The following is a 10,553-nucleotide window of genomic DNA, read 5'->3' on the forward strand; positions in this document are numbered from 1 at the left end:
GTTGTTTCCGGTCGCGGCGGTCGCGGACGGCCTGGCCCAGTAGCCGCGTGCCGCACCAGTGGGGTTGCTCGTCGTCGGCCTGAGGTGGCGGCTCGGCGTCGGTACGAGCGTGCGGCCCACCACTCAGACCGCCGTAGCGGCCGAGCCGGCCGAGGGCGGGGTCGCGCGGAGATGACGCCCCCGTCGGGTCCGGGGTGCTCATGCGCCGTCCCGCCGGCCGTCGTTCGGCGGGGTGCGGCGGCTACGTCCTACCGGGGTCGATCCCGACACGTTGGTGCCGCCGGTCTCGTCGGGGCGGTCGGCGTCGGGGAGGGGGCGTGTGTCCCGCGGATACGCCTCGACGGTGTCGGGGAGCCGACCGTCGGCCGGGCCGGGGCCGTGAGTGCCGCCGAACACGTCGCCGTAGCCGCCGCCCGGCGCCGTGTCGGGGCCTACGCCGTAACCGCCTTCGTGCGGGCCGCCGTACCCGCTCCCACGCTCGCCGCCGTGCTGACCGTCATACCCGCTCCCGCGCGCGCCGTCGTATCCGCTCCTGTGCCCACCACTGAACGGGCTGCCGTAGCCGCCCCCACGTCCACCCTCGTACGCACCTCCGTACCCGCCACCACGCGGCGCCCCGCCGCCGCCCGCCCACGCGTCCGGCGTGCCGTCAGGGGCCCGATAGCCCGTCAGGTCGGGTGCGCCGGAGCCGGGTTCGTGTCCGTAGCCGGAACGCGCCGGGTCGACGCCCAAGCCGCCGCTGCGGGGCACGCCTGTTGCGGTCTGCGGTGCGTCGTCCATCGTCTCGGGTGGGCCGTCCGGTCTGCGGCGTCCCGACAAATCGAGCGTGTGGTCGCCCGCAGGGGCGCCCCCGGGACCGGCCGGGCTCCCGGGACCGGTCGGGCCGCCGCGGCCCGTCGGTTCGCCGCCGTACCCCGGCCCTGACGGGCCGTACTCCGCCTCGCCCCGGCCGTCCGACCTGCCCCGGTCGCGGGGTCGCGGCGGGCCCTCGTCGAAGCGCTGTGGGACGACCCGGCCCGCGATGATCTGCGGCGGTGCCGAGTCGCCGACCCCCGGCAGGGTCGTCGGCATGCCGCCGAACGCCGACGCCGGCCGCGTCATGCGGTCCCACATCTCCTGGGCCTCGGCCGGCTGGATGAGCCGATGGTCCATCAGGTCCCGGAGCAGTTGCTGCTTCTGCGCCAGCTCCATGTCCTGACGCGTCGCCAGATCATTTAGCACCTGGCCGAGTTGGCTCGGGTCCTGGGCGATCAAGTGGAGCAGCAGCCCGCCGTCGCCCCGCATCGCCGCGCGCAGGGCGTTCTCGCGCTCGCCGATCAGGTCGGTGCGCCACCGCTCCTTGCGCATGTCGCGCAGGTGCTCGGTCGCCTCCGGGTCGAGGAACAGCCGCACCATCAGGCTGACCACGGTGATGCCTTCAGGGAGTTCGTGCGGCCCTGCGCAGAACCGCACCCACAGCATGCGCGACGCGTCCGCGAGCCGGTCGATGCCGTACGCCCCGGTGTGCGGCCATATCAGGTCGCGCATCCGCAGCCGCACCACCTCGTGTCCGTCGGCGAGCGTCCGCATTCCACGTCGGACGACGTCCACCGGGCCCGTCACGCGCCACCGCGCCTCCAGCGTGGCGAGGAACTCGAACCCGCCGGTGCCGGACGGGAACGCCTCGTCCCACGACACCGGGTGGTCGCCGATGTCCACCTCATAGCGGTACTTGAACCGGAACGACTCCATCGCCGTGGGCCGCCGCGGGACTTCCACCACCGCGCCGTCCTCGAGCGACAACACCAGCGCGCGCCCGGGACGCGCGGGCGCGCCACGCTGCGCGAACGTCACGGCGGTCGGGCCGATCACCAGCGCGTTCGGATCGTCCTTGGGAGCGAAGATCACGGCAGTCGGTTCCTTCCGTCGAGGTGCACGCCGACGTCCCGCGCCGCCTTCGGGGTGGCGCGGCCGCGCTCACCCCGGGCCCAGCGGGCCAGTTCGTACCGGATGGCGCGCTCGGGGCCGGGCCCGGTCGCGGCCGCCGCGAGCAGCCGGGCCAGCGCGGCGCGGCCGGGGCGGTCGTCCTCGACCCGGCGCGCCCATTCGCCGAGGATCTCCTGCGCGAGGTCGTAGAAGTCCGGCGACGTGAGCACGGCCGCCCACAGGACGCCGACTTCGTCGTAATGGCCCGGGGCACGGGCTGCGCACGCCAGGAGCGCGGGCCAGGCGCTGGGCGCGGCGGACACCTCTCCGGCCCCCGCGGCGGTGTGCGAGACGAGGTCGGCCGCCGCGTACAGGAACGCCAACTCGCCGACGAGGCGCCGCTGTCCGCCGTAGCGCCCGCCTGTCGCCCACTGGTCGACGAGGTCGAGCGCGTCGTCCTGGTAGGCGCCGTCGTCGAGCGCGAAGTACTCGGTCATGCTCGTGCACACGGCGTCCACGACGTCAGGGTCGTCGACGGCGGCGAGGCCGTGCAGCAGCCCCCACGCGGCGTCGCGGCCACCGTGCTCGAGCGCGACCCGCCACGCGCGGGCGGCTGTTGCCTGGAGCGCGGGCGCGGTGTCCGTCGCCGCCCAGGCCCCGATCAGGTTGCGGACGGCCGCCGCGTGCACGCCGTCGGACGCGGTCACCCGCAGCGCGGTCGCCGCCGCGTCCCGCAACGCCGGGTTCTCGTCGGCCGCCCACGGTTGCAGCAACCCGACCCGTACGCTCTCGAACCCGTGCCGGGCCAGCGACCCTGCCGCGACCGCCGCGCGCACCCCGACCGTCGGCAACTCGTGTGCGGCGCAGGCCCGCAGCCAACTCGGCACCACGTCGCGGACCGCGTCGTACTCGTGCCACACGTGGTCGAGCACCCGCGCGGCCATCCCCGGATCGCGGAACCGCACCACCATGCCGCGCGTCCCGCCGTGCCGACTGGGCACCTCCGAGTAGTCCGACACCGCGTCGATCGAGCGCAGCCGCAGGCTCCGCGTCGCACCGAACGGCGCGTTCCGCGGACGGTCCGGGTGCTCCGCGGACTCCGGCGGCCGCAGCAGGTCGCGCAGCCGGTCACCGAGCGCGGCCACCGTCTCGTACGCCTCGCCGCCGAACACCGCCGTGGCGAGGGCGAGGCACTGTGCGTCCAGATCGGGCAGGTCCTGCAGCCAGCGGGCGAATGCACTGTCGTCCCTGAGCGCGAGGCGCCGGCTCACCCGGTCGGCGACCGCGTCCTCGGGATCGTCAGCGACCGCGAGCAACCGGCCCAACTCGGCCGCGCGGGCAAGGCCTTGCCCGTGTGCCTCGGCGGCGATCAGACCTGTGACGTCGTCACGCGCCAGCAGCCGGGCGGCCCGCGGCGCACCTGCCGGACCGGCGTGCCACAACAGGTGCGCCCTGGTGACCTCGGCGGACGGCGGCGGCGCGGGAGCGGAAAGCACGGCACGCGCGAGGTCGGGGTCGTGGGGTGGGGCGGCGTCCTGGAAGACCACCGCCATACGGCAGTTCAGCGTGCGTAGGAGGTAGGCGAGGTTCTGCGCCGCATACGCCGACAACGACGCGGCGGCCCGACCTCCGGCGTCGGACAGGACGTAGCCGCAACCCGGCTCGAAGTCCTCCCGCGACACCCGCGACAGGTCGGACGCCGGATCGACGCGCAGCAACCGGCGGACCCCCGAACCGCGCAGCAGCGCAAGGGCGGTGGTCTGGCCACCGACGCCGCGCGGGCCGCACAGCAGGACGAGCGCCTGGTCCCGCGTGTCCGCGGCCAGCCGCGCGAAATCGGGCGGCGGGACGAACGCGTCGTTGAGCTGGTCGAGTTCATCCTCGCCGAGCGGCGTCGAACGCAACGCGGGGCCGGTGCCGTTGGTGAGATTGAGAACGAACTGGTCCCGTCCGACGACCTGGTGGGCTGCGACGTGGAGGTTCGCGAGAGCGTCCTGCTCGACCCCGAGCCGCTCGGAGGTGGCGCCGGGCTGGGCGGCCAACGCGCTGAGACCGTCCCGGAGTTCGCGCATGCCGACATCGGCGGACGGGGGAGCGGCACCGGCAGCGGTCGGGGTGTCGGCGGCGCTGCCAGGGACGGCGTCGCCCCGACCGGCCGCGAGGCCGGGCCCGCCGTGGGCCCCACCTGCGGGCGTGGCCTGGCCGACTCCGACTCCGAGGCCGGGAGCGCCGGGGGCGCCGGGGGCGCCGGGGGCGTTGACTCCGCCGGGAGCTAGGCCGTGGGCCAGGCCGGGAGCCAGACCGGGCGCCGGGCCACCGGCGAACCCCGCGGCAGGCGCGGCGGCCTGGCCGAGACCACCCGCGGCAGGCGCGTGGACGGCGGCACCCGGGGGAGCGCCGACGCCCTGGGGGCCACCGGCACCCGCGAACCAGCGCCCGGCCTGGTGACCACCGACGACGCCACCTGCGCCGGGCCCCGCGACGTCGGGCGCCACCCGCCCTCCCGCGCCGGGCTGACGCGCACGACCCCCGAGAGCACCACGAGCACGAGCCGCCGCGGCCCCAGGGGCGGCACCTGGGCCACCGGGCGACCCGGCACCCGGCCCGCCGGCGGGCCCGGCACCTGGGCCGCCGCCGACCGCCCCTGCACCGTCACCCGCACCGGCCCCTGCCCCACCCTGCACAGCCTGCGCCCGCCCCGGCCGCGCCGGCCCACCCGGCATCCCGGGGGCGGCAGGCCGCGCGGGCCCACCGGGAGTCCCGGGAGCGGCGGGCCGATCAAGCCCCTGAGCCCCGTCCCGAGCCACCGCCCGGGCATCAGGCACCGGCTGCTCCCCAGCCCCGCCGAGCCCGACGGCGGCCCGGAGACGATCCCACCGATCAGGCCTGGGGGCAGGGGGTTCGTGCTCGTCAGGCATGGAGAACTCCGTGGGGGAGACGCAGCAAAGACACCCCTACGAGGCGTACCGACCAGTCGACGAGTCGGCCTTCGAGTACGCGGGTGGCCGGGCGGCACGCGTGTCCCGCCGGGTGAGTCACGTTGCATAGATGCCCCCGCGGGTGGCGCACCTGCCGTCGCGCGATCCCACACCCGGCGGGGGCTTCGTGGGCAGCCGCTACAGCGCGTGCTGCTCGCGAACCGGCCGTCGTGGCGCGTGAGCGCCCTTGCGGGTGGTGCATCTGCCGTCGCGCGATCCGACATCCGGCGCGGGCTGCGCGGGCAGCCCCCACAGTGCGCGGCGCTCGCGAACCGGCCGTCGTGACGCGTGAGTGCCCTTGCCCGTGGCAAGCCTCCGGTGGCGCGCTCCCACACCTACCGGAGGAGACCTTCGGAGCCGCCCCGGCGTCGCTCGTCGCCCCGAGGGCGCTCGTCGTCGCGAGTGGGCGCCTGCGGTTCGTCGCCTGCTCGTCGGCGTGCTCACCTGCCGGAGCGCGGCCGTCCCGCTCCCGCCCCATCCTGCGACGCGCAGCGACGCCGTCCGCCAGGACCTGGCCGACCGCACGCCGTTCGGCACCCGCGGCCCGCATCACGCGCCCTCCTGCGGCGGCTGGCCGAACGTCACGGACCCGTGCACGATCTGATCTCCGCCGACCACCTGACTCGCCGTGATCCTGGCGCCCGCGAACGCGCCCGGGGCCGGGGCGGGTTCGCCCGGCGCACCGCTCGCCGCGCCGTTCGTCAAAGCCGCTTCGGGACGGCCGGCCGCCGCCGGATCGGCGAACTCGTCGATGCCCGGAGGGACCGCGTAGCCCGGCACCGCGATCCACGCCGTCGCGCCGCTGATCTCCTTCGCGTCGAACGCCACCGGCCGGAACGGCGCGGCGTCCGCCGACGGGTCGCCCTGACGTAGAACTCCCTGGTACCACGCGTCCGTTGCCGCAACGGCCAACCCCGACCTGACCCCCGCCGCCAGCGCCGCCCGCAACGGGGCGATGTCCGCCAGCCGGCACACCGTGTTCAGGTCGGTGCCGACCCAACCCCGCCCGTCCCACGCCACCTCGCCCGCGTGGAACGCCACCCGCAGCCGCATCGCGCGCTCCTCGGTCGGGAACGCCCGTGCGTGCGCCCGCAGTCCGTTCTGCAGTCGGTCGACGAAGCGGCCGGCCAACGCGACCTTCGGCGTATCGGCGGAGAACAGCCAGAACACCCCGTCGCCCCGGTCCACCCGCCGCGGTTCACCGCCCGGTGGCGCGCCGGCCGCCGCCGCGGCCTCGTCCAGCAGCTCGTACATCGCGGAGCGCAGCCACGCCTGTTCGGCCACGGTGCGCGATCCGAACCGCTCGATGTCGGCCACCACGATCGCGTAGTGGAACGTCGTCGTCGCCTCGTCGGTCATCGTTCCCCCTCTCCCCGGCCGGGGTGTCCGGCCGGAGTCCCCCGTCCCCCCAGTTGCTCCGACCGGACACCGCGGCTCAGCCTCCCGCCGCGCCCTCGCGGACACCGCGTCAGATGACGCACACGCGACGAACAGCCGTACAGCCCACCGGCGTACCGGTCGTTGACGCACCGTCCTTCAGCCCGCCCGATCCCCCTCGGACGGCGGTCAGATCCCGGCCCAGCGGCCGAGACGCCACATGTCGTTGATCCGGGTCCGGCCGCGCGACGTCGAGACGAGGCCGTCCTGTTGGAGGACCCGCAGCGTCCGCACGACCGACTCGCGGGACGTCCCCGCCGCCCCCGCGAGCTCCTGCTGGTTGACCGAAACCGTTCGTGCGTCCGGCGCGTCGGACACGTCGGCGCCGTGCCGCAGCGCCAGATCCAGCAGCACGCGCGCGATCCTCGCCCCCGCCGGGTGCGCGCCCTGGTCGAGCCGCATGCCGTCCGAATCGCGCAGCCGGCCGACGACGCTGCGCAGGATCGCGAACGACAGCTCGCCGTCCCGCGCCAACAGCCGACGAAAGGCCGCCGCAGTAATGACTGTTCCGTGCACGGTGCGCATCGCCGTCGCGGTCGCCGACCGCGGCTTGTCGTCGATGCACGAGAGCTCGCCGACGAGTTCGCCGGGGCCGCGCAGGGCGAGCAGGCCCTCGTAGCCGGTGTCGGCGTACGCCGTGATCTTGACCAGCCCCTCGCCGATCAGGATCGCGCAGTCCGGAGGCCCACCGTGCCGCAGCAGTTCCTCGCCGCGCTCCCACACCCGCGCCACGCCGGAACCCGCCAGCACGGCGCACTGGCGCGACGAGAACGGCGTGCCCGGGATGCCGGACGTGGGGCTGTGGGCGGGCTGCGTCATGTCCCTCCTCCCCGCTATGAACGGGCGTGACCAGTTTATGAGTTGGTCTTGGGCGAAGGTGTCGTTTGACGCAGAACGAGGCGCGGTGTCGGCGTACAACCAGAGGCATGAACGGCGGCGCGAGGACGGGGAACGACGCGACGGCAAGGTCGCAGGCTTCGAACACGCGGGAGCGGGGCGACACAGTGACGGCACACGAACAAGCAGGCCGAAACCCGTCGGCAGAGGCACAGCCGAACGACGATCCCGCCGACGCGCAGCCGACGACCGGCGTACGGGGGGACCGCGAGGGCGCGGACGAGTCGTCAGGCCTACAGGAACGCAGTGGTCGGAGGCACGGGATCGACAGCTCGGCGCCCGCGCACGACGCGGCCGCGTATGCCCAGGCGGGAGCACGGACGGGTGACCGGCCGGCCGGCGAGACGGGGGACCGCGAGGGCTCAGGCGGGCTGGACGGGGAACGGGACCTGGCGGCCAGGGAGCGCCGGAGCGAAGGTACGGGGAGCACCCGCGCGGCGGAGGCAGACGCCGACCACGGGCCCCGCGTCGCGCGCTCGACGCCCGGCACGCAGGACGACTTCGCCGGAGTCCGACCCTCCATCGGATCGGAACGCGCAAGCAGCGCCGACCGGTTCGGCGATTCGGGGAGGGCGCACGCGGTGGCGCGGCGCGAGGCTCCCGCGCCCACGGGGGTGGTGCGGGGGCCCGTGACCGACCAGGAAGCGACCGCCCCGGACTCCTCAGGAGAGCCGGAGTTCGCGCCGGCGCACCGACGTGGCGGACGGCCCGGGCCCGGTGGGGCAGCCTCGGCGCCGACCGCCGCGGATCCGTCGTCGCCGTCGCGCTGGGCGGCAGCGGCGGCGACGACGGGCGGAGGCGATGACTTGGCGGGGGAGCCGGAGTTGGTGCCGGCGCAACGGCCTGGCGGCCGGTCCGGGTTCGGCGCGGACGCCTCGGCGCCGAACGCGGATGAACGCGCGGTGCCGTGGGCCGACACCGCCGACACCGCCGACTCTGCGGACGCCGCGACCACCGCAGAACCGTCGTCGCCGGCGCACTGGGCGGCAGCGACGGCGATGACCCGCGAGGACGACGACCCGGCGGGGGAGCGAGTGTCCGGCGAGCCCCGCCTATCGGCCCAGGCGTCGGGCCCGGGGGCCGCGGGCCCGACGCCGGGCCGCGTGTCGACGGCGGGACGGCATGGCGGCCCTTGCCGCGTCGAGCGGGCGCCGTTCGACGGCGACGGCCGCAGTGGTGGCCACGACGACGGTGACGACGACGGGGACGCCTACGACGAGGGCTACGACAACGGCCACGGCCACGGCAGGGGCGAGGTCCTGGCCGAGGTGGTGTGGCTGGTTCCGGTCGTCGACGAGAGGAGGGGTTCGCGGTCGGATGCATCGGCGGCCCCTGCGGAGGCCGGTCGTTCGTCGACGGAGCGGCGACCGAGCGGTTCGGAGTCCGACGATCGGGTGCCGAGCCCGCTGGTCGGTCACTCGTGGGCGCAGCGCCGCCGCACACGCCTGGCGTCCGGCGAGGCGGAACCGCACGCCCGGTTCGGCCACCCGTCGGTGGACCGGCGGGCGAGGGGCTCGGCCTACGGCAGGGACGTCCTCGGCCTGCCCGCCGTCGCGGCCGTACCGGGATGGGGCAGATCGGCCGACCAGGCCGGAGAGGTGGTCGCATTGGCGCCGGTCTCGGAGATGGTGTCGGACCCGGAGGGGGAACCGCAGTTCGGGAACCCGCACCCGCCCAGCCGGCCGGTAGCGCTAACGGCCTCCGACCCCGCGTCGGAACCGGAGTTCGGTGCCGCGCAGCGGTGGACGGGGGACGGCTCGACCCCGCCGCCGTCGCCCACCTCACCCCTGCCCACGACGGCGCCCTCGCCCACGACCCCGCGCACGACCTCGCGCACGACCTCGCCCACGACCTCGACCTCGGCCCGGCCTTCGACCTCGACCTCGAGCCGTCCGGCCGCTTCGCCGAGCGTGCCGCCGACCACCGGGACGACTAGCTCACCGAGCACCGCACCCGAAGGCGCCCGGCTCAGCGCCTCGGCGACCCCGCCGCCGCACACGTCTGCGCGTGGCAGCACTTCCCGGCCCGCTCGGGGGACCACTCAACCCACCGCGGCCACCCCGCCCCACGCTTCGGCAACCCCGCCGCAGCACACGTCCGTGCCCGGCAGCACTTTGCAGCCCATCCCGGTGAACACCCAACCCACCGCAGTCTCTCCGCCCCGGCCCCCGGCAGACCCGCCGACGTATACGTCCGTCCGCAGCGGCGCCCCACAGCCCACCCGGGCAGCCGCCCAATCCACCGCGCCCACCTCGCCCCGCAGCTCGTCAACGCCGCCGCCCGCGTCCGCGCAGGGCGGCACCACGCAACCCGCGCAGATCAGCGTCCAATCCACCGCAGCCACCCCACCGCGTGCGTCGGCATCCCCGCCGTCCTCGTCCGCGCGCGGCAGCGCCCCCCAGCCCGCCCCGGTGAGTGCCCAACTCACGGCAGCCACCCCGCCTGGCATGCCAGTGCCCCCTCCGAACACACCAACCAGCCCCGCCTCCCCTCAGTCCGCCCCGCCGCGCGTCCCGGCCGCTGACCCTGTCGACACCGCGTGGCGGATCTACGGCGTTCTCTCCGAGGCCACCGGCCGCATGGATGGCAAGGCCTCGTTCGCCCTCAGCGTCGAGACGGCCGCGCTGGCGGGCGCCGTCGCGCTCGACCGACGGACGAGCGGTTTCAGCCCGGCGGGCGGACTGTCCGCCGGGCTGTACTGGTGCGGGATCGCGATGCTGGCCCTCGCGGCCGTGTTGGCCGCTGCGGTTGTGTTCCCACGCATGGCACGCCGCGAGCTCACCAGCGCCTCGCTGGACGACCACATCTACTTCGGCCATCTGCGGACCTGGCGCGACGCCGACCTGCGGGAACGTCTCCGACTCGGCGACCCGATGCCGGGACTCAGCCGGCAACTGATCGCGATGTCCCGCGTGCTGTGGCGCAAACACCAGCTGGTGCAGTGGTCCCTGGGCACGGCGCTGGTCGGGACGTTCCTGGCGGCCTTGACAGTACTGGTGGGCTAGGTGCGGGGGATTTGTCCACTCCGTCGCGGCACGGAGACCGAAGGCCATGCGCCGTCCCGGACCTGTACGCCGGCGGCGGCCATCTCCCCCTCCCGATATTGGATTTTCCGCGCGGCCGAACGGCCGTCAAGGCGCGGTGGATCTTGTACGCACAGTCGGCCTGTCCCGTGTCGGGGAGGCGCCTTGACAGCCGCCCGTCCGCGCTTAAAACCTCGGCAACTATCGGGAGGGGGAGGCGGTGTGGAGGCGCATCGGGTGGGTTGCGTCGCCGTCCTGCGGTCCGAGCGTGGTGGGCGCCGGGGCCGCCGGGCTTTCCAAGATCATGAGAGGT

The 10,553-nt window shown here is 75.3% G+C and carries 6 protein-coding genes; 2 read left to right on the plus strand and 4 right to left on the minus strand.

Annotation, left to right across the window (positions count from 1 at the left end; genetic code table 11):
• Nucleotides 1–198 precede the first annotated feature (198 nt).
• The 4 genes from QI554_RS27170 to QI554_RS27185 form a co-directional block, all read right to left on the minus strand.
• Complete coding sequence (locus QI554_RS27170) at nt 199–1,887, minus strand: hypothetical protein (protein WP_281473249.1); 1,689 nt, start codon at nt 1,885–1,887, stop codon at nt 199–201.
• Nucleotides 1,884–3,977 carry a hypothetical protein gene (locus tag QI554_RS27175; RefSeq protein ID WP_281473251.1) on the minus strand — a complete coding sequence of 698 codons (2,094 nt, stop codon included), beginning with the start codon at nt 3,975–3,977 and terminating at the stop codon, nt 1,884–1,886. Before QI554_RS27175 ends, QI554_RS27170 begins: the two co-directional genes overlap by 4 nt.
• 1,455 nt (nt 3,978–5,432) lie before the next feature.
• Nucleotides 5,433–6,242: a hypothetical protein gene (locus QI554_RS27180; protein ID WP_281473253.1), complete on the minus strand. Its 810-nt coding sequence runs from the start codon at nt 6,240–6,242 to the stop codon at nt 5,433–5,435.
• A 207-nt stretch (nt 6,243–6,449) separates the two neighbouring features.
• On the minus strand, nt 6,450–7,139 hold the full coding sequence (locus QI554_RS27185) for a Crp/Fnr family transcriptional regulator (protein ID WP_281473255.1): 690 nt from the start codon (nt 7,137–7,139) through the stop codon (nt 6,450–6,452).
• Nucleotides 7,140–8,958: 1,819 nt separating this feature from the next.
• Here QI554_RS27185 and QI554_RS27190 point away from each other — a divergent pair.
• Together QI554_RS27190 and QI554_RS27195 are read left to right on the plus strand one after the other, a co-directional pair.
• Entirely contained in the window at nt 8,959–9,153 is a 195-nt protein-coding gene (locus QI554_RS27190; protein ID WP_281473257.1) for a hypothetical protein, read from the plus strand.
• A gap of 511 nt (nt 9,154–9,664) precedes the next feature.
• The gene (locus tag QI554_RS27195) at nt 9,665–10,222 is read left to right on the plus strand and encodes a Pycsar system effector family protein (RefSeq protein ID WP_281473258.1); all 558 of its coding nucleotides are present in this window, start codon (nt 9,665–9,667) and stop codon (nt 10,220–10,222) included.
• The last annotated feature ends 331 nt before the right edge of the window (nt 10,223–10,553 follow it).

It is taken from the genome of Yinghuangia seranimata, assembly GCF_029953285.1.
Taxonomy (GTDB): Bacteria; Actinomycetota; Actinomycetes; order Streptomycetales; family Streptomycetaceae; genus Yinghuangia; species Yinghuangia seranimata.

Bases quoted from the DNA above. Each gene is read 5' to 3' on its own strand.
- QI554_RS27175 (WP_281473251.1), bottom strand. From the start codon at position 3,977: ATGCGCGAACTCCGGGACGGTCTCAGCGCGTTGGCCGCCCAGCCCGGC.
- QI554_RS27180 (WP_281473253.1), bottom strand. From the start codon at position 6,242: ATGACCGACGAGGCGACGACGACGTTCCACTACGCGATCGTGGTGGCC.
- QI554_RS27185 (WP_281473255.1), bottom strand. From the start codon at position 7,139: ATGACGCAGCCCGCCCACAGCCCCACGTCCGGCATCCCGGGCACGCCG.
- QI554_RS27195 (WP_281473258.1), top strand. From the start codon at position 9,665: ATGCCAGTGCCCCCTCCGAACACACCAACCAGCCCCGCCTCCCCTCAG.